Source organism: Ruegeria sp. HKCCD3925 (genome assembly GCF_057221175.1).
Genome location: NZ_JBWVBI010000007.1, coordinates 87,831 through 106,140 on the forward strand (window position 1 = coordinate 87,831; position 18,310 = coordinate 106,140).

Sequence of the window (18,310 nt, forward strand, 5' to 3'; positions counted from 1 at the left end):
TAAAAAGTCATTGTAAAACAAATATGAAATTTGCCGCTTAAATTTTAGGCAAACAGAGCGAAACCTTTAGTTTTTAAGATGAAACGCGTACGCAGCTCCAGATTATCCGCGCACTTATCCACATAAGTCGTGGATGTCTTACGTGTTGATTGAAGTCAGCAGCCATGCAAAACAGGTGATTCCAAGAATCTGGGTTACAGGCCTGCATGATTCATCGTTGGAACGCCCCCGCAAACTACCGGAAGTGAACTCGGCTCGGCTTGCTGGTTTCAGCGCCAATTAAGCGCGCGCGTTTCTTAGGTGAAAGCGTGCGGTAAGTCGTGATGGTTAACAATATATGAATTTCGTGAAGCCGCGACTCCACTAAGGGTTGTTGCGCTTTTCTACGTTACATAGGTTTCAACTCAGTAACCGCGACGCCCTACGTATAGGTCTACCTATATATATGCGCCTATGTAGTCGGCATTCCAAAGCGACGTTTCTACGTATACGAGACGCATCGGAAAAAAGGCAAAATACGGAGCGAAGATTGTGGCGGAAGACATGGAGTGCGGTCTGAGTATTCGAGAAGAAGTAGACCAAAATCTATCCAGTGAACTGATAGACAGGTTGCGCAACCTGATCGAAGCGCAACGGAACGAAACTGAATTCCGAGATAGGCTCGTTCACGTTCTGACGCGTTACCAGCGCTATCTTGCTGTAACAAAAACTGTGATGCGTAAGGAAAGACGGAAACAGATATCCGCACTTCTTGGCAAGGCGCAGGGTTTTCTTGTCACCTTGGAAGCACTGCATCCTGAAGTCAGGCAGTCTCTGGAAACCGCCTTAGATGCCAACACTCTTGATGACAGATGGGAAGGCTTTGATTTCTTCGATCTCGATCAACCGATTCCAAGCTACGATGATACCTTAGATCAAGCCCAATCGATGACACGCCAGATCATTGAAGCCTGCCAGTTAGAACTGAATTTGCTGGACGAGAGCAAGAGTGACAAAAGGGGCAGCCGCAAGCCATCGCTTGATCAGCTGTTGATTGACTTGGCTGGACTTTTCGAAGCAGAAACTGAGCAGCCAGCGGCCTCGAACTGCTATCGCGACGAAACCTCAAAGGACGCGTACAACGGCAAGTTTTTTAATATGGCAAAAACTCTCTTGGATGAGATTGATCCGGGTAGTTACGACACATCAGCAGCGTTAGGTATTAGAATTTTACGTGTAATATAAGTTGCTTATCTGAACCCAACACTAAGGGTCAAAAATAATCCCTTAGTGTTGTTACACTTTGAACTGAAAACGCTGCATCTTGCCTTCAACGCAATTTAGAACAGTGAGGCGAAGATGCGGACACAACCTAACCCAGACCACCTTGATCAATTGATCGACGAAAAGTCGGCTGCGGATTACCTGTGTTACTCCGTCCGGGCTTTGCAAAACTGGCGTGTGCGTGGTGGTGGGCCACTCTTCATAAAAGTGTCTGGTCGGTCTGTCCGCTATACGCGCCGCGATCTTCAAAAATGGATCGCTGAAAAGCGGGTCGCCAATACCAGCGCCGCACCTTCCTAACATTAGAGTTTTGCCCGTTCAGAGTTGGCAGCGCTGAGTGGGATTTTGGGGCCGGACGGCTCTCAGGGGCGCGAGGTGTCGCCACCTCGCGCCCTTTCTGTGTCTGCCAAAGGGTTCAAACTAGGAGGTCATCATGACACAACAACCCGCTTTCAAATTCAAAATCGGGCTGATCACCGCGACGATCTGGGACAATGACGGGTTTTTCTCGGTCGACATCTCGCGGTCTTACAAGAACGCTGAGGGCGACTGGCGCACCACAGCCGCCTACTCTCACAACGACCTGCTCAATGACGCCAAATGCGCGGAACGTGCAGAAAACTGGATCTCGCGAAAGCAGGCAGCAGCCAGCCAATGATATCCGCCGGGCGTTCAGCCCGGCCCCAAAACAATAGCTGCCCCGCCGGAGGCACTATTTAAGGGCGCACCTGCGCCCGCCCCTTTTCCAAACCTCAACCAAATCGCGCGGCGTTCGCCGAAAGAGGGGGGTGATTGTAGCACCCCCCTCTGGAAATACCGAAACTCAAGGAGACCCTAATATGCACGTTGTACATCGTGGATTCGACACTATCGCACTTTCGATTCAGGCGAATATCTCTCAAGAACTATTCGAGCTTTTGAACGTCGAACGGGAACGAGCCGAGGAAGAGCGGCATCCCGTTCCGTTTAGCTATGGTGGCGCGGACTTTGATTTGTTGCCCCACGGCGGCCACGGATATCGCATTATCCTCAAGGGCGGGCCTTTGGACGTCACTTGGTTCTTCAAGAAGCCAAATGCGCGCGACCCGTGGGGCATTCGGGTTTCGGTGGGTTCAACGCTTCTTGCAACGCAAGGTCTCGGGTATGCGCGATCCTATATCGATAAGACCCTGACTAGGCTTGGTGTCCGTTTTGAATCGCACCAAGTCAGCATTGGTCGCGTAGACTTTTGCGTCGATATACTTGCACCAGAATTCGAACTTATACCCGAAAACTTTGTCATCCACAGCCACACGAACCGCGCGGACTACCTCAGCACTCAAGATGACGTACGCAGCAACGGAAAATCTGGTCAGTTCACATCTGTCACGGTCGGAAAAATGCCGGGGCGGCAGGTCATTATCTACGATAAACGACGTGAAGTGATCGATAAGAAGAAGCCTATTTGGTGGGATATCTGGAACGCTAACTTAGAGCGAGATGGATTAACCCCATTAGACCATTCTGAGGCGTCTCAGAGCCGCGTGTGGCGTGTTGAGGTGCGTGCCGGGAAGGATTTGCTCAAGGATCGCTGGCAGATCAGGACATGGCCTCAATTCGACGCAATGTTCGGCGATGTCATTTCCGAGGCGTTGCAGAAGATACGCTACTGCGAACCTGATCCAGATGACAGCAATCGCGCCCGGTGGTCCAACCATGAAATTTGGGACTTGGTTGCTGGATCGTCGGAGGATGACTTGCAGGAAATGCGCAGCCACATCGACGCAACCAACATTAGGAATGTACACCGAAACGAGCAGATACGTCTGATAATGACACAGATTGCAGGCCTTGGAATCACGCTGGCCGCGTTGGAAGATACTCAGGAAAGTGAGCTGTGTGATTTCATGGATAGGGTTGGAAGCAGGCTCGCAGAGAACATAAGAGCGGACCCTGAGCGCGCCGCAAACAAACTGCATGAAGCCAGGAACAGATATCGGTTCATTGCGTGAGGCACTGACCAGCACCCAAATTTTTCTGACGCGTCCATTTGGGAAGCAGTGTCTCTACCTGTTATTCCATGAAGCAGTTCTTCGATGCGCAGTGTCTCGAAATACTCTTGTTTAAACCCTTGTTTAGGTGATCGCCTCATTACATCTTCCTACTTGCAAACTAGAAAGAGCAAACCTTTGATTAACCCCGAAATACTCGACTTCATCGAACGCTTCAGACCCTGCTTGCCGGTTTGTTCGGCTTCATAGACGTCATTTGGACGTTGCAAACCAATGCAAGACATTCGGAAGAAGAGTATCGAAGGCAATCTAGAACGGGCATTTGTGAGGGTAGACCTTGACGAAGGTTACATGATTGAAGTCGTCGTAACCGCAAAAGTGCTATAGACGCCTCTCAACCGGACGGGCACGATGAGGCAGAAAAATGGGCGATAGGTGGGTTTTGAAAAAGATCGTTTTCCACGCAGGCTTTCAAAAAACAGGTTCCACAGCGGTTCAGAACCGAATTCTGGACAATATTAACCATTTGTCGCCATATTTTCACTATTTGGGAAAACGCGACCTAAAAGACCTAAAGAAATTTGCCCAGCAAGCGATTCGAAATCCATCCTCAAGAGGGCGCGAAAAGCTTCTCGAGGCGCTAGAGGAACTGGCTAGCGGCACTGCTTCGATACAGCAACCTGTTATCCTGATGTCCAGCGAAATCCTGTTTGGCAACGATATCTATTCGGAGTCTGGAAATTTGGTGTCGTGGATGGAACAGATACTTCCGCTTTTTGCGAAAGCATTTTCAGACCACGAGCTAGAATGTGTGTTTTACACCCGGGATCCAGAAAGTTGGTTATTCAGCACTTATCGACAAAGCGTTTTGATGCGCGGGTACACAATTACTTTTGATGAATACAGAAGGAATCTGCCATTCGCACTAGACTGGGACTCCATAAGGAAAACCGTGGAAGAGTGCGTTGCCCCTTCAAATGTGACTTTCGTCGATATGAAAACTGATATTGGCGAGGCGACTGGATTGGGAACGGCCCTTTTTCGACACTGCCAAGTCCCAGAGACTGTATTGTCGCAGTTGTCCTTTGCCGCTTCGGATAACGTGTCATTGAACGAAGACGCATTGCAGATCATGCGCGAAGCCAATGTTCAAGGTCTTTGGAAAACTCATCTAACACTGTTGGGCGAGCTATTGAAGGAGCTGCAAAGCCTGAAGCCAACAGAGCTATCTTCGATCAATCCAGCAACAATTCAGGATATCCAGTCCGAGTTCCGGCGTATCATATCTAATCGACTGCAAATTGATGATGGTATGAACGCGATGGGTCAACTTGATCCAAAGTTTGATTGCATTGTCTCCAAGGCACGCGCAGAGGGCTGGGATGAAGTAAGGCTCTCATTCTTGGGCGATCTCTTTTCTCTTTTGAGGAAATTTGACCCCGACGTTATGGGCGAAAAAACCCCCAAAATTGTCAAGCATGCGCGTGTTAGCATACGGATGACACTTCAGAAAAAGTTGCACCCTGAACTCTCAGCGGTAGCTGTTGGACGAGTTGGGGCAACAGCGCCTGCAGTGATTTCTCAATCTCAGGTTTCAGGTCAAAAAATCAAGATCGCGATTGGGACCTGTGCCCGTGACGAAGGTCCTTTCATACTAGAGTGGATTGCGTTTTATAAGGCAATCGGCGTCACAGATTTTGTAATTTATACAAACGATTGTAGTGATGGCACCGACGAAATTTTGGACCGATTAAGTGAAATGGGTGTTGTCTCTCGGTATGATAACCCAGCCAAAAGTGGAAAGCACCAAATCGTCGCGCTGCGAAAAATTCGAGATCATCCGGAGTTCGAGAACGCAGATTGGAAGCTAATAGTTGATCTTGACGAATTCCTGAATATCCACGTTGGGAATGGCACAATTCCGGAACTTCTTCAGGCGGTAAATTACGCAGATGTTATTTCTGTGAATATGGCTATGTTTGCCAATGGTGGCATCAACGACTTCAGGGATGAACCTATTACCGAACAGTTCATCTTTCGAAACGACTACACGTCATGGAATGGAAAGGATGAAAGCCCTGTCAAATCTTTGTTTCGCGGAGATCTCCCGATAGGTCGTATCGGTGCACATCGCCCGTTTGTGGCTGAGAAAGCGCTTGAAACAATTCGATGGGTAAATGGATCCGGGCAACAAGTGCCTGACCACTTCAAAAGAGCTGAAAAAGGCAAACGCCTACGCCTTCCCTCTGCAATTGCGCACGACTTTGCAACGCTAAACCACTATGCACTTCGCTCTCTGGATAGTTTTCTGGTGAAACGTTCTAGGGGTGACGTAAACAGCCCTCATCGTCTTTTTGACGAAAGCTATTGGTCAGCGCGAAACGAAGCTGCTGTCAAAGATCAAAGGATATTGCGAATAGCGGGCAGATTCAGAGAAGAACTGGATAAGCTTAAATGCGATGCAACGTTGCGCGACCTGCACGATACATCGGTGGACCGGCATCGGAGAATGGCCGAAGCATTGAGATCGCAACCCGACTTTGAGAGTTTCCTAAACTCGTTCAGAGCTTAGACTGTGTATTAGGGGGATTTGTTGCAAACTTTTGACTGCTGACGCTCACAAGTGCTTCCAGTGAATGGGGCTCCGTTGCAAAGATTTAGCTGTTGACGCGCTGGGATTTCGCGCGTGGATGGCTTTCGGTCCCAACTAGTCGAAAGCCAATTCATAATCTCCTTCAAAGGCGCACAATATCCTAAGGATGTGATCCTCTTTGCTGTGTTCTTCTAAGGTCTCTTTTAGATGCATATGTTGATAGCGACTCTCACCGTTTCTACAACAGTGTGCATTGGCTTGATCTAGGTGTGTCGCTGCCGCAGCCATTGGTGAAAAGGATTGCTCAAAGAGTTCTGTTTTCACATTGAGGCAAAGATGCCAGTTGATTTTAGACAATTGGACAAGCTGTGGCGCGGCGGCAACAAAGATCTCAAGTCAATATGCTTCCGTATTGCTTCCGGTAAGTCGCGCACCACGAAGCGCACCTTACACGACTCCGTGCAAGAATTTGTTTTCATTGAAAAAAGTGGTGAGCCGTGCAGGATTCGAACCTGCGACCCACTGATTAAAAGTCAGTTGCTCTACCAACTGAGCTAACGGCCCACTCTTCTTAGGATCTCTTCGATCCGCAGCACTCTGTAAGGTAAATACCCGACCGGGTTCAAGACCTTATTTCGTACTTCAGTTCGCCGTCATTCGTATGAGTTCGGCGCCCCGATAGGCGGCCTAATTAGGCAGGTGGAACTGGGGGGTCAACCCCTTTTTTCAGGAATCTACGCGACAGGGTGGATTCATGTCCGGACCGGCGTTATACGCCCGCCATGCAACAGATACTCGACACCGGTTTGGCCTTTATGAAGATGCACGGGTTGGGCAACGACTTTGTCGTTGTCGATGCGCGCGCGCATGCCGCGCCGGTCACCCCGGCCCTTGCCAGGGGAATCGGGCACCGGCAGTTCGGCGTGGGATTCGATCAGTTGGCGGTGATCGAACGCGGCGAAGCGGATGCGCATCTGGTGTTCTACAATGTCGACGGGTCGACTTCGGCTGCGTGTGGCAACGCCACGCGCTGTATCGCTCGGTTTCTGATGGACGAGACGGGCAAATCCGAACTAACGCTCACAACTGAACGCGGCACACTGCAGGCCCGCGACGCTGGCGATGGACTGACGTCGGTGAATATGGGGCACCCCCAACTTCTTTGGAACGAGATTCCCCTGGCGGAAGAGATGGACACGCTGGAACTGCCGATAGAAGGTGGCCCAACGGCGACCGGCATGGGCAACCCGCACTGCACTTTCTTTGTCGACAACGCCGAGGCCATTCCGATGGAAGAGTTCGGCGCGCGTTACGAATACCATCCACTCTATCCCGAACGCACCAATGTTCAGGTCGCACAAATAGTCGCCCCCGACCACATCCGCATGCGGGTGTGGGAGCGAGGAGTGGGGATCACTCTGGCCTCGGGGTCATCATCTTGCGCCACCGCTGTTGCTGCCTCACGTCGAGGCCTCACTGGGCGTAAGGTGCAAGTGGATCTGGACGGCGGCACGATCTGGGTCGACTGGCGCGAGGATGGGGTCTGGATGACGGGGCCCACAGCCCATGTGTTTTCGGGCACGCTGACGCCTGAATACCTGAGGTCACTGGAATGAACCCGCCTAAGTTCAGCACTCTGGGCTGCCGCCTGAACGCCTATGAGACCGAAGCGATGAAAGAACTGTCGCAGCAGGCTGGCCTAACGGATGCTGTGATCGTCAACACCTGCGCGGTGACCGCCGAGGCCGTCCGCAAGGCGCGGCAGGAGATTCGCAAGCTGCGCCGCGAAAATCCCTCGGCACGTCTGATCGTCACCGGGTGCGCGGCGCAAACCGAGCCGCAGACCTTTGCTGAAATGGACGAAGTAGACGCAGTCATCGGCAACACCGAAAAGATGCAACCGGATACTTGGAAAGGCATGGCCGCCGATTTCATCGGTCAGACCGAGGCGGTTCAGGTCGACGACATCATGTCTGTCACGGAAACCGCCGGGCATCTGATTGATGGCTTCGGAACCCGCTCACGCGCCTATGTACAGGTTCAGAATGGCTGCGATCATCGCTGCACCTTCTGTATTATCCCTTACGGCCGGGGCAATTCTCGCAGCGTCCCTGCGGGCGTAGTGGTGGATCAGATCAAACGATTGGTCGATAGGGGCTACAACGAAGTTGTCCTGACCGGGGTCGATCTGACCTCATGGGGCGCGGATCTGCCCGCTCAGCCGAAACTGGGCGATCTCGTGATGCGCATCCTCAAACTGGTGCCAGACCTGTCGCGCCTGCGCATCAGCTCAATCGACTCGATCGAAGTCGACGAGAACCTGATGCATGCCATCGCGACCGAGCCGCGCCTGATGCCCCATTTACATCTGTCCTTGCAGCATGGCGACGATCTGATCCTGAAGCGCATGAAACGCCGCCACCTGCGCGAAGATGCGATTCGTTTCACTGAAGACGCCATCAAACTACGACCCGACATGACTTTTGGCGCGGACATCATCGCTGGCTTCCCGACCGAGTCCGAGGCTCATTTCGAGAATTCCCTCAAGCTCGTCACCGAGTGCAACCTGACCTGGCTGCATGTATTCCCCTATTCCAAACGCGAAGGCACTCCGGCAGCCCGCATACCGCAACAGATCAACGGCAATGTCATCAAAGAACGCGCCGCGCGCCTGCGTGCAGCCGGCGATGCACAGGTCATCAAGCATCTGACGGCACAGATCGGCAAAACCCACAATATCCTGATGGAAAATCCCACAATGGGCCGCACCGAACAATTCACCGAAGTAACCTTCGGCAACGCCCAACCCGAAGGCGAGATCGTAATCGCGACGATACGGGGGCACAGCAAAGCTCAATTACAAGTGTGATCCGTTCTTCATCTGGCCAAAAATACCTCAGGGATGAATTGGCCGCAGGCCAAGAAGGGGCTGGCCCCTTCCACACCATCGCAACAAAAAAACCCCCGTCACCGTGATGGCGCGGGGGTTTAGTTTTTAGTTATACGTCGACCTTAGTCCAGACGTTTGCCCTTTATCGGTGCCCACAGGCGCTTATTCACAAGGTACAGCAGAACAGACAGAACTGTCAGGAACAGAACACCGACGAAACCGGCATTTTTGCGCTCCATCATTTTCGGCTCGGCGCTCCACATCAAGAAGGCTGCTATGTCTTCGGACATTGCCTCAACGGTTGCAGGATGTCCGTCGGCAAATTCAACCTGATCTTCTGCCAGCGGCGGAGCCATGGAAATCCAACCACCGGGGAAGGCCTTGTTCTCATAGAGAACAGTACCGGCTTCTTCCTTTTCTTCACCGGTATAACCATCCAGAAGCGAGGCAATATATTCCGCGCCCCCCATGCCTTTGACCAGCTGGTTGATGCCCAGACCGTAAGGACCATGGAAACCGGCACGGGCCTTCGCCATCAGGCTTAGGTCAGGCGCGCCGACACCGTTGTTGGCCGGGAAGTGGTCGGTCGGGATTGCCGGGCGGAAATCGTCCAGCTCGGGATCGAACACCTCGAAGTTGTCGGCCGCGTAGGTGATGACTTGCTCTTCCGAATACCCCAAATCTTCAAGGGTCCGAAGAGGTACATATTGCAGACCATGGCAGGCTGCGCAGACCTCGGTATAGATCTGTAGGCCGCGCTGAAGCTGGTTCTGATCCCAGGTTCCAAACGGTCCCTCGAACGAGAAGTCGAAATCTTCGATGTGCTGCTCACCGCCACCTGCCGCAAAAGTCGAGGCGGGCGCAAGGGCCAAAGCGAACGCGGCACCGATTGCAAGTTTCTTGAACATGTTTCCGGTCCCTCTTCTTACTCGGCCGGCGTGGCGTCGGCGTTTGCCTTGCCATAATGCGCGTTGAAGTCTTCTTCGATGGTTTCCGGCTGCGCCTCGGGTTTTTCGATGACACCCAGGATCGGCAGGATCACGAAGAAATAGGCGAACCAGTAAGCCGAAGCGATCAGCGAGAAGGTCGCATAGGGCTCTTCCGCGGGCATCGCACCCAGCCACATCAAAGCAAAGAAGTCGATGATCAAAAGGTAGAACCACCATTTGAACATCGGACGATACTTGCCCGAACGCACGGTCGAGGTGTCCAGCCAAGGGGCTAGGGCCATGGCCAGGATCGCACCAAACATCGCAATCACACCAAAGAACTTGGCGTCGATGATGCCGCCAGTGATGAAGCTGGCGAACTGAACGACCCAGACTTCGCCAGTGAACGCACGCAGGATCGCGTAGAATGGCAGGAAGTACCATTCAGGAACGATGTGCGCAGGAGTAACCAGCGGGTTGGCTTCGATGTAGTTATCCGGGTGACCCAAGTAGTTCGGCATGTAGCCCACGATGGCCCAGAACACGACCAGAATGACCGCCAGCGCGAACAGATCCTTGATCACGAAATAGGGCCAGAACGGCAGCGTGTCTTTCTCTGCCTCGGCTTTCGAGCCACGGCGAACCTCAACACCTGTCGGGTTGTTGTTGCCTGTGGTGTGGAAGGCCCAGATATGCACGATCACAAGCGCCGCGATAACAAACGGCAGAAGGTAGTGCAGCGAGAAAAAGCGGTTCAGAGTGGCGTTGTCCACCGCAGGTCCGCCCAGCAACCAGGTCTGGATCGCATCACCAACAAACGGGATCGCACCGAACAGGCCGGTGATCACGGTCGCACCCCAGAAGGACATCTGACCCCAGGGCAGAACGTAGCCCATGAACGCAGTGCCCATCATCATCAGGTAAATGAGCATCCCGATGATCCACGTAATCTCACGCGGGGCTTTGTACGAGCCGTAGAACAGGCCGCGGAAGATGTGGATGTAGACTGCTACAAAGAACAGCGATGCGCCGTTCATGTGCAGATAGCGCAGCATATAGCCGCCGTTCACGTTGCGCATGATGTGTTCGATGCTAGCAAAGGCCAGATCAACATGCGGGGTGTAGTGCATCACCAGAACGATACCGGTGACGATCTGCAACGCCAGGCAGAATGCCAGGACGATGCCCCAGATCCACCACCAGTTCAGGTTCTTGGGGGTTGGGATCATCAGGGTGTCATAAAGCAGGCCGACGATGGGCAGACGGCTGTTCAGCCACTTCTCGCCATTTGTCTTCGGCTCGTAATGATCGTGGGGAATTCCGGACATAAGTTAGGTCTCCCTTAGCCGAGCTTGATGGTGGTGGCGTCTACCCATTCAACGGGCGGAATGGGCAGGTTTTCAGGCGCGGGGCCTTTGCGGATACGACCGGCAAGATCGTAGTGCGAGCCGTGGCAGGGGCAGAACCAACCGCCAAAGTCGCCAGCATCGCCAAGCGGCACACAACCCAGGTGTGTACAAACACCCATCTGAACGATCCACGCCCCTTCTCCTTCGCCTTCGGGCGAAGGCATGACGCGATTGGCGTCGGTCGCTGGTGCGTCGGCGTTCAAATTGAAGTTGCGAGCCAGCGGGTCAGGCAGCGCGTCGACACCTTCAGCGTCCTGCTCCTGAGCTTCCTGAATCTCGGCACCTGTGCGGTGACGGATGAAAACAGGCTTACCCAACCACTTTGCAGTCAGCTGCGTACCCGGCTCTACCCCGCTTACATCCACACGGATCGAGGACAGAGCCTGAACGTCTGCCGATGGGTTCATTTGATTTACCAGGGGCCAAACGGCAGCCCCGGTGGCAACGACACCTGCGCCGCCAGCGACGTAGTAGAGGAAATCTCTGCGGGTGCCTTCGTGGTCTTCAGCTTGGGACACGAGGTTATCTCCGATTATCTGGCGCCCGCGAACGGGCATAAAGCTCGCGCACCGCACAAGTGCGGCGTCTTAAACGGGGTATCTATCGGGGAGAATAGAGTTCGTCCAGCGCTCTTAAACGCGCAATACGCCGCATCTAAGCATTCATGTCACGGTGAAAGGGCAAAATTTCAATCTCAAATGCAGATTTTAACCCTCAGAGCGGCGAATTGGCGCCAGGCAGATGGGACGTGATTCGGCATCGACCCGCGCTGGTAGATCCCCAAATTGAAATCTCCTCACCCTATGCGAACGCCGCCGATTTCACGTGCAGCTCTACCTTAAGAACACTGTACTCCTTCTATTTTAGCGCGATATGATTTCTCTTAAATTATTAATATAAAATAGATATTTCAAACTCGTGATTATCTACCAGAATTCGATTGCACTCTAAACGGGAATGCGTGAAAGGCCACAGGCGCAATATTCCCAGCCGGAGATGTTCAATGCTCAAGATAGCAGCAACCGTAGTTTTTGTTTCGTTTCTGACTTCAGTACAGGCGATCGCAGCCGGCGATCCGGCGAAAGGCGAACAGCTCTATAACAGATGCTCTTCGTGCCATGCGATCATCAAAAATGGCGAGGTTCTGGTCAAAGGCGGCATCACCGGGCCGAATCTCTTTGGCGTAGTTGGCCGCACCGCCGGAACTGAGAACGATTATCTTTATGGAAGTGAACGTTTGCCCATCGGGATGTTCACCGACGACATGATCCGCGCCGGGCAAGAAGGGCTTGTGTGGACTGAAGAAAACATCGCCGCCTATTCTCGGGATCCGATCGGGTTCATCAAGGAATATCTGGATGATGACACCGCCCGCCCGAACATGAGCGTCAAGCTGAAAAAAGGCGCAGATGACATCGCTGCTTATCTCGCCACATTCAGCGCTCAATGAATGGAAGGCGAGAACGCGTGCCTCAGGCCTTGCGCATCAACGAGGCCAAGCGCGCCACCTCGCTGCCAAGTCCTGCTGAGTGCACGTGATCAGCCGCGCGATGTCGCGCCTCATCGGGTTTGTTCTGATTCAGCTTCCAAGTGCCGTCGATATCCGAGATCATGAGTCGGCAGGGAACGATCATGCGCATCATTCTATCCAGCGCGTCTGGTGTCATCTTGGACGCCAACCATGGCGGCTTTGGCAGCAGGCGATTTTCAAAGTCTGCCGCCTGCCGGTCGAGCAAATTTCGCAGGTCGTCCGTTGGCCGCATCTCAAGCACACCAGTAAGATGCACCGCTACATAGTTCCAGGTCGGCACTTGATCATCGACTTCGTACCAGTCAGGCGAGATATACCCATCCGGCCCTAACACAGCGATCTTCGCAGGTTGCGGCTGTTTCAGCGCCCTAACAATCGGATTTGACCGGACCAGATGCAGGTCAGCCGATGAAGCATCCTCGTTCAGAAGAAAGGGAACGTGGCTTAACAACGGTGCATCCGATGTCGACACCGCCAGAACACCAAAGGCGCGGTCACGCGCAAACTCGATGTGACGCTCGCGCGTCTCGGCGCGAAAGGTGGGATTGGGATGCATATTCGTCCTCCTGCCAATTTCTCTTGCAGAAGCGATATCTCCTTGGCAAGGTCCCACTCGTTCTCAGGGCGGGGCGAAATTCCCCACCGGCGGTATGCGGGCATGACCCGTAAGCCCGCGAGCGGCCCCGGTCTGCGGGGTGTCAGCAGATCTGGTGAGAAGCCAGAGCCGACGGTTACAGTCCGGATGAAAGAGAACGTGCAGCACGCCGGTAATGCGGTGTGCCTGCTCGTGATCGCCTTGGGTGACGTGTCTGTTACGAAAGGAGATCATGATGACACACACCCGCTATGCTTTTGTCAAAGCCAACTGGCATTCAGATATCGTGGATCGCGCGCTGGATGGGTTTCTCGAACTAATTCCAGCTGATCAGGTTGATGTATTCGACGTTCCGGGCGCTTTCGAGATGCCCCTGCTGGCCCGTGACCTGGCGCAAACGGGGCGCTACGCCGCCGTAGCCTGCGCTGCCTTTGTAGTGGATGGCGGCATCTACCGGCATGACTTCGTCGCACAAGCGGTTGTCGATGGCTTGATGCGGGCCGGGCTCGATTCAGGTGTTCCGGTCCTGTCGGTCTCGCTGACACCGCATCAGTATCAGGAAACGGATCACCACAACGCCATCTATCGCGCGCATTTCATCGAAAAAGGGCGCGAGGCAGCTCATGCAGCGCTCAAGATCAACGCAACCCGCGCCACGGTGGCTCAAGCCGCCTGACTTATTCCAATCGCGCCGCCCACAGGGCGGCGCTTGCTTCTCTGCAAATGCAAATCCACTTGAGGACCAAGGCACTCCCCGCTAATCACGTCGCTCAAAGGAGCATGCCCCATGTCGATGAACAGTTTTGGCCACCTCTTCCGCGTTACCACCTGGGGTGAAAGCCACGGACCCGCTTTGGGTGCGACCATCGATGGCTGCCCTCCGGGCGTCACAATCGATGAGGGCATGATCCAGCATTGGCTGGACAAGCGCAAACCAGGTCAGAATAAATTCACCACACAGCGGCGCGAACCCGATCAGGTTAAAATCCTGTCCGGTGTGTTCGAAGGCCAGACCACGGGCACACCGGTGCAGTTGATGATCGAGAACACCGATCAGCGCTCGAAAGACTACGGCGACATCATGGACAAGTTTCGTCCGGGACACGCCGACATCACATATTGGCAGAAGTACGGGATCCGTGACTATCGCGGCGGCGGGCGCAGTTCGGCGAGGGAAACGGCATCACGTGTGGCGGCCGGAGGACTCGCGCGTGAGGCTATCCAACAGATCGCTCCGAATGTTCAAATCACCGGTTATATGACCCAGATCGGTCCGCACAAGATCGACCGTGCCAATTTCGACTGGTCGCAGATCGAACAGAATCCATTCTGGGCGCCCGACGCCAAAGCAGCCGATGATTGGGCCGCTTATCTGGACGACCTGCGCAAATCCGGCAACTCGGTCGGCGCAGTGGTCGAAGTGGTCGCGCGCGGCGTTCCGGCGGGGCTCGGCGCGCCGGTTTATGCCAAGTTAGACACTGATCTGGCTGCAGCCATGATGTCGATAAACGCAGTTAAAGGGGTTGAAATCGGTGAAGGCATGGGCGCCGCCGAACTGACTGGCGAGGCCAACGCCGACGAGATATTCATGGGACAGGACGGCCCTCAATACAGCTCGAACCACGCTGGCGGTATTCTGGGCGGCATTTCGACCGGCCAGGATCTTGTGGTGCGCTTTGCGGTCAAGCCGACCTCGTCCATTCTGACCACCCGCAAGACCATCACCAAATCCGGCGAAGAGACCGAGATCATTACCAAAGGCCGCCACGACCCCTGCGTCGGCATCCGCGCCGTTCCGGTAGGTGAGGCAATGGTGGCTTGCGTGATCCTTGATCACCTGCTCCTGCACCGTGGTCAAATCGGCGAGAACCGTGGACAGATTGGCTGATCTGCGCGCTTCGCTGCGCGCTGTCGTCAGGCAACGGATGCAGACGGATCCGGCGCATGATCTGGCGCACCTGGATCGGGTTTGGGTTAATGCGCAGGCGATTGCGGATGATGAAACCAACCCGCGTGTCTTGCTGGCGGCGTGTTATCTGCATGATCTGATCAACCTGTCAAAAGATGATCCGGATCGGCATCTGGCCTCGATGCGATCCGCCGCTGAATCAGAGCCTATTCTTGAAGAATTCGGCTATTCCACCACTGAAATTGGAGCCGTGCAGCACGCGATTGCCGCCCATAGCTTTTCGGCTAACATCCCGCCCGAAACACCCGAGGCGCGAATACTACGGGATGCCGATCGTCTGGATGCGTTGGGTGCTATCGGTATTGCCCGCAACTTTTCAGTCTCGGGCGCGCTGGGACGCACCCTTTATGACCCGTCAGATCCGTTTGCCGAAAACCGTTTACCTAATGACCTGATTTTTTCAATCGATCACTGGCAAATAAAACTGCTGCGCTTACCCAATGATATGCTGACCGAAAAAGGCAGGGCCATCGCGCAGGACCGAGCCGCGCGGATGATGAGGTTTCTAAAGGACCTGTCAGAGGAAATTGGAGCTCAGCTTCCACTAGACTGGTCCAATCTCTGATACGGCAACTTTGGCCAGTTGATCTTTCCGCCTCAAAGGCGCAGGTTCGCGACCATGGCGAAATCCTTAACATCGCATCGTCCGGCATTGGCCGTGGCGCTCAAGCTCAGTGCGCTCGTGCTGTTCACGACGATGTCTGCATTGGTCAAGGCTTTGTCAGATGATTTCCCGCCGGGAGAGATGGTGTTTTTCCGCTCGCTTTTCGCGATTCCGGTTATCATCGCCTGGCTGGTCTGGCGAGGAGAGCTGGTGCACGGCTTTGTCGTCAAGAAGCCGATGGGCCATTTCTGGCGCGGGGTTCTGGGAACCTCGGCCATGGGGCTGACCTTTACTGGTCTTAGCCTGTTGCCGCTGCCCGAGGTAACCGCCATCGGATATGCAACCCCGATCTTCACGCTGATTCTGGCTGCAATCATGTTGGGCGAGCGGATACGAATGATTCGTATCGGGGCCGTCGCGCTTGGCCTTGTCGGCGTTCTAATCATGATCTGGCCCCGGCTGGGTTCAGGCACTGCCGAAACCGCCGCAACAATAGGTGCGCTTTGCGTGCTGGCTGCAACCGTTGCCCGTGCCTTTGTGCAGATACATATTCGACAACTGGTACAGGTGGATCATCCCGCCGCAATCGTGTTCTATTTCTCTCTCACAGCGACCTTGCTTTCGGGTCTCACAGTGTTTTGGGGCTGGGTTATCCCGACATGGGAGCAAGCCGCATTGCTGGTGACAATCGGCCTGATCGGCGGAGTGGCGCAGATTCTGGTGACCTCGTCCTACAAGTTTGGACAAGCGTCAATGCTGGCACCTTATGACTACACCACAATGCTGTTCGCCATTGTCATTGGTTATTTCTGGTTCGATGAGTTGCCAACCCTTGTGATGCTGGGCGGCGCGGCATTGGTAATTGCAGGCAACGTCGTGGTGATCCTGCGTGAACGACAACTTGGCCTTGATCGGACCAAGGCGCGATCAGCAACGGATCCCAAAGCCTGACTTTACCTTTCGCAATCTTTCCCTAGGTTGGGTCGCGATACACCTATGAGGTTTCCCGATGAGCGACGCACAGAACCACAAAGAAAAGATGCAAGAGGTGCAAGCCAAGCACCGCAAGAAAGTCTCGGAAGCGGTCGATCCCGGCCGGGGACTGGTGCTGATCAATACAGGTAAGGGCAAGGGAAAATCCTCGGCTGCGTTTGGCGTGGTGATCCGGGCATTGGGCTGGGGCCAGAAAGTGGCTGTGGTTCAGTTCATCAAGGGCAAATGGAAAACGGGTGAGCGCAGGTTCTTTGAGGAACGCGATCTGGTCACCTGGCACACGATGGGCGAAGGGTTTACCTGGGATACGCAGGACCGCGAGCGCGACATCGCGGCTGCGACTTCGGCCTTCAACAAGGCCTGTGATCTGATGAAAAGCGGCGACTACGATCTGGTTGTCCTCGACGAGATCAATATCGCCCTGCGCTACGAATACCTTTCAGTAGACACTGTTATTGAGGGGCTTCAGACCCGATCAGACAAAACCAGCGTGTTCCTGACTGGCCGGGATGCCCCGCAAGCCCTAAGGGACTATGCGGATCTGGTAACCGAGATGACCGAAGAAAAACACCCGTTCCAAGCCGGCATCAAAGCCCAACGTGGTGTGGATTTCTAGGCCCGCGCACCACCCTCATTCAGCGCGCGCATCGAATCGCGCCTGACTGCGTACATCGTTGCGGCTGAGCGTTCTTCGAGCGCCCGGCAGCGCTCGGCGTTGCAGGTCTTGTGATCGAGATAGGCCGCGACTTCTGAGGTTAGCGCGTCGCAATCACACGATGCACAGCAGGGATTGGCCATCAGTTCTTCAAATCGATCACGCAATCGCGGGCTCCTTTGGTCGTTCCCGGGGCAATGGCAGGCCTTCACATCTGCTTTTGCTGAGCCCACAGATCGCCCCGGAACCAGTTGCTTGATGGTGTCATCTGGCGTTGCGCTATATCTGATGGTTTTTGTCGGAAAATTCAAGCCTGAAAATCTGATGCAACAGAGGCGACCCATTGGGCAAATTTGGCCTTATTAGTGTCTAAAACAAAAAAGGGCCATCCGGATGCCCGCATGGCCCAGCTGATCGCTACGGTTCTGACTCACTTCAAGCAATAGCGCTCTGTTCGGGCGCGCTGAGCGAGATCACCACAACGACTGCGGCCCCGTTCACCCAGTAGAACAACGCATCAAGCCCAAAAAATCCAAACAGGCTGGGCGCAAACAGGAACGTGACGCCGACAAGCAGATCAACAGCCAAGTGGAACTTGTATGGCAGAACCCGCCAAATCCCAAGGTGATGGTCTGTCAGAACGGTCAGCACGAATGCTGCAATGCCGGTCACAACGGACAGCCAGAGTGCCAGCGGGTTGGACTGGCCCAACCCCAGTACAAAAGGCAAAACCATCAGCGCAATCGCAACCGGGTAGTCAAGATAGGCATGGACAGAGCGGGTGACAAAACGCAGGGACATGTGAACTTCCTTTCTTCAATCAGTGATGATCAAAGATTAGGGGCGCGCGATTGAACGTAACATCTCAGTTCGTTTTGCATTTATTGC

19 protein-coding genes, 1 tRNA gene and 1 riboswitch are annotated in these 18,310 nt (G+C 54.1%); of the genes, 13 read left to right on the plus strand and 7 right to left on the minus strand.

The features are described 5' to 3' along the window. The first annotated feature begins 531 nt into the window (after positions 1 to 531). The 5 genes from AC2TEM_RS17200 (at position 532) to AC2TEM_RS17220 (ending at position 5,826) form a co-directional block, all read left to right on the plus strand. Positions 532 to 1,224, plus strand: a complete 693-nt coding sequence (locus AC2TEM_RS17200; protein ID WP_170425605.1) for a hypothetical protein — start codon at positions 532 to 534, stop codon at positions 1,222 to 1,224. A gap of 114 nt (positions 1,225 to 1,338) precedes the next feature. Beyond that, positions 1,339 to 1,563: a helix-turn-helix domain-containing protein gene (locus tag AC2TEM_RS17205; RefSeq protein WP_170425602.1), complete on the plus strand. Its 225-nt coding sequence runs from the start codon at positions 1,339 to 1,341 to the stop codon at positions 1,561 to 1,563. A 133-nt stretch (positions 1,564 to 1,696) separates the two neighbouring features. After that, a complete protein-coding gene (locus AC2TEM_RS17210) occupies positions 1,697 to 1,921 on the plus strand; it encodes a hypothetical protein (RefSeq protein ID WP_480856332.1) in 225 nt (74 codons plus the stop codon). A gap of 181 nt (positions 1,922 to 2,102) precedes the next feature. Next, positions 2,103 to 3,254: a hypothetical protein gene (locus tag AC2TEM_RS17215; protein ID WP_480856333.1), complete on the plus strand. Its 1,152-nt coding sequence runs from the start codon at positions 2,103 to 2,105 to the stop codon at positions 3,252 to 3,254. A gap of 424 nt (positions 3,255 to 3,678) precedes the next feature. Continuing rightward, complete coding sequence (locus tag AC2TEM_RS17220) at positions 3,679 to 5,826, plus strand: glycosyltransferase family 2 protein (RefSeq protein ID WP_170609191.1); 2,148 nt, start codon at positions 3,679 to 3,681, stop codon at positions 5,824 to 5,826. Positions 5,827 to 6,335: 509 nt separating this feature from the next. Here AC2TEM_RS17220 and AC2TEM_RS17225 read toward each other — a convergent pair. After that, positions 6,336 to 6,411 (minus strand) — tRNA-Lys (locus AC2TEM_RS17225). Positions 6,412 to 6,629: 218 nt separating this feature from the next. On the opposite strand from AC2TEM_RS17225, the gene dapF reads away from it, so the two are divergent. After that, positions 6,630 to 7,463 carry a diaminopimelate epimerase gene (gene dapF / locus AC2TEM_RS17230; protein WP_170425591.1) on the plus strand — a complete coding sequence of 278 codons (834 nt, stop codon included), beginning with the start codon at positions 6,630 to 6,632 and terminating at the stop codon, positions 7,461 to 7,463. After that, on the plus strand, positions 7,460 to 8,716 hold the full coding sequence (mtaB, locus tag AC2TEM_RS17235; RefSeq protein WP_170425588.1) for a tRNA (N(6)-L-threonylcarbamoyladenosine(37)-C(2))-methylthiotransferase MtaB: 1,257 nt from the start codon (positions 7,460 to 7,462) through the stop codon (positions 8,714 to 8,716). The genes dapF and mtaB overlap by 4 nt, the downstream gene beginning before the upstream one ends. 143 nt (positions 8,717 to 8,859) lie before the next feature. Here mtaB and AC2TEM_RS17240 read toward each other — a convergent pair whose 3' ends face one another. The 3 genes from AC2TEM_RS17240 to petA are packed head-to-tail and all read right to left on the minus strand — an operon-like array spanning position 8,860 to position 11,593. Beyond that, positions 8,860 to 9,645 (minus strand): cytochrome c1, encoded by a 786-nt coding sequence (locus AC2TEM_RS17240; protein ID WP_170398299.1) that lies wholly within the window; start codon positions 9,643 to 9,645, stop codon positions 8,860 to 8,862. Positions 9,646 to 9,662: 17 nt separating this feature from the next. Then, a complete protein-coding gene (gene petB / locus AC2TEM_RS17245) occupies positions 9,663 to 10,994 on the minus strand; it encodes a cytochrome b (protein ID WP_170398296.1) in 1,332 nt (443 codons plus the stop codon). A 14-nt stretch (positions 10,995 to 11,008) separates the two neighbouring features. After that, positions 11,009 to 11,593: a ubiquinol-cytochrome c reductase iron-sulfur subunit gene (gene petA, locus AC2TEM_RS17250; RefSeq protein ID WP_170398293.1), complete on the minus strand. Its 585-nt coding sequence runs from the start codon at positions 11,591 to 11,593 to the stop codon at positions 11,009 to 11,011. Positions 11,594 to 12,078: 485 nt separating this feature from the next. Here petA and AC2TEM_RS17255 point away from each other — a divergent pair, with 485 nt between their 5' ends. Beyond that, on the plus strand, positions 12,079 to 12,525 hold the full coding sequence (locus tag AC2TEM_RS17255) for a c-type cytochrome (protein ID WP_170425585.1): 447 nt from the start codon (positions 12,079 to 12,081) through the stop codon (positions 12,523 to 12,525). A gap of 22 nt (positions 12,526 to 12,547) precedes the next feature. On the opposite strand, the gene AC2TEM_RS17260 is transcribed toward AC2TEM_RS17255, so the two are convergent. Beyond that, positions 12,548 to 13,162, minus strand: a complete 615-nt coding sequence (locus AC2TEM_RS17260) for an FMN-binding negative transcriptional regulator (protein WP_170425582.1) — start codon at positions 13,160 to 13,162, stop codon at positions 12,548 to 12,550. Between the two features lie 55 nt (positions 13,163 to 13,217). After that, positions 13,218 to 13,364, plus strand: a riboswitch (FMN riboswitch). 72 nt (positions 13,365 to 13,436) lie between these two features. Here AC2TEM_RS17260 and AC2TEM_RS17265 point away from each other — a divergent pair. The 5 genes from AC2TEM_RS17265 to cobO all read left to right on the plus strand — a co-directional run bounded on the left by AC2TEM_RS17265 (position 13,437) and on the right by cobO (position 17,383). Next, positions 13,437 to 13,877, plus strand: a complete 441-nt coding sequence (locus AC2TEM_RS17265) for a 6,7-dimethyl-8-ribityllumazine synthase (protein WP_170425579.1) — start codon at positions 13,437 to 13,439, stop codon at positions 13,875 to 13,877. Between the two features lie 111 nt (positions 13,878 to 13,988). Next, positions 13,989 to 15,089, plus strand: coding sequence for a chorismate synthase (aroC, locus tag AC2TEM_RS17270; protein WP_170425576.1), 1,101 nt, complete (start codon positions 13,989 to 13,991; stop codon positions 15,087 to 15,089). Beyond that, positions 15,073 to 15,735 carry an HD domain-containing protein gene (locus tag AC2TEM_RS17275; RefSeq protein ID WP_170425573.1) on the plus strand — a complete coding sequence of 221 codons (663 nt, stop codon included), beginning with the start codon at positions 15,073 to 15,075 and terminating at the stop codon, positions 15,733 to 15,735. The genes aroC and AC2TEM_RS17275 overlap by 17 nt, the downstream gene beginning before the upstream one ends. 54 nt (positions 15,736 to 15,789) lie before the next feature. Further along, the gene (locus AC2TEM_RS17280) at positions 15,790 to 16,725 is read left to right on the plus strand and encodes a DMT family transporter (protein ID WP_170398226.1); all 936 of its coding nucleotides are present in this window, start codon (positions 15,790 to 15,792) and stop codon (positions 16,723 to 16,725) included. A 58-nt stretch (positions 16,726 to 16,783) separates the two neighbouring features. Then, positions 16,784 to 17,383, plus strand: coding sequence for a cob(I)yrinic acid a,c-diamide adenosyltransferase (gene cobO, locus AC2TEM_RS17285; protein WP_170398223.1), 600 nt, complete (start codon positions 16,784 to 16,786; stop codon positions 17,381 to 17,383). Here cobO and AC2TEM_RS17290 read toward each other — a convergent pair. Both AC2TEM_RS17290 and AC2TEM_RS17295 read right to left on the minus strand, forming a co-directional pair. Then, on the minus strand, positions 17,380 to 17,589 hold the full coding sequence (locus tag AC2TEM_RS17290) for a hypothetical protein (protein ID WP_170425570.1): 210 nt from the start codon (positions 17,587 to 17,589) through the stop codon (positions 17,380 to 17,382). The genes cobO and AC2TEM_RS17290 overlap by 4 nt on opposite strands. A 268-nt stretch (positions 17,590 to 17,857) precedes the next feature. After that, entirely contained in the window at positions 17,858 to 18,223 is a 366-nt protein-coding gene (locus AC2TEM_RS17295) for an SPW repeat domain-containing protein (protein ID WP_170425567.1), read from the minus strand. Positions 18,224 to 18,310: the final 87 nt, after the last annotated feature.

Bases quoted from the DNA above. Each gene is read 5' to 3' on its own strand.
- AC2TEM_RS17205 (WP_170425602.1), top strand. From the start codon at position 1,339: ATGCGGACACAACCTAACCCAGACCACCTTGATCAATTGATCGACGAA.
- AC2TEM_RS17210 (WP_480856332.1), top strand. From the start codon at position 1,697: ATGACACAACAACCCGCTTTCAAATTCAAAATCGGGCTGATCACCGCG.
- AC2TEM_RS17215 (WP_480856333.1), top strand. From the start codon at position 2,103: ATGCACGTTGTACATCGTGGATTCGACACTATCGCACTTTCGATTCAG.
- AC2TEM_RS17220 (WP_170609191.1), top strand. From the start codon at position 3,679: ATGGGCGATAGGTGGGTTTTGAAAAAGATCGTTTTCCACGCAGGCTTT.
- dapF (WP_170425591.1), top strand. From the start codon at position 6,630: ATGCAACAGATACTCGACACCGGTTTGGCCTTTATGAAGATGCACGGG.
- mtaB (WP_170425588.1), top strand. From the start codon at position 7,460: ATGAACCCGCCTAAGTTCAGCACTCTGGGCTGCCGCCTGAACGCCTAT.
- AC2TEM_RS17240 (WP_170398299.1), bottom strand. From the start codon at position 9,645: ATGTTCAAGAAACTTGCAATCGGTGCCGCGTTCGCTTTGGCCCTTGCG.
- petB (WP_170398296.1), bottom strand. From the start codon at position 10,994: ATGTCCGGAATTCCCCACGATCATTACGAGCCGAAGACAAATGGCGAG.
- AC2TEM_RS17255 (WP_170425585.1), top strand. From the start codon at position 12,079: ATGCTCAAGATAGCAGCAACCGTAGTTTTTGTTTCGTTTCTGACTTCA.
- AC2TEM_RS17260 (WP_170425582.1), bottom strand. From the start codon at position 13,162: ATGCATCCCAATCCCACCTTTCGCGCCGAGACGCGCGAGCGTCACATC.
- AC2TEM_RS17265 (WP_170425579.1), top strand. From the start codon at position 13,437: ATGACACACACCCGCTATGCTTTTGTCAAAGCCAACTGGCATTCAGAT.
- aroC (WP_170425576.1), top strand. From the start codon at position 13,989: ATGTCGATGAACAGTTTTGGCCACCTCTTCCGCGTTACCACCTGGGGT.
- AC2TEM_RS17280 (WP_170398226.1), top strand. From the start codon at position 15,790: ATGGCGAAATCCTTAACATCGCATCGTCCGGCATTGGCCGTGGCGCTC.
- cobO (WP_170398223.1), top strand. From the start codon at position 16,784: ATGAGCGACGCACAGAACCACAAAGAAAAGATGCAAGAGGTGCAAGCC.
- AC2TEM_RS17295 (WP_170425567.1), bottom strand. From the start codon at position 18,223: ATGTCCCTGCGTTTTGTCACCCGCTCTGTCCATGCCTATCTTGACTAC.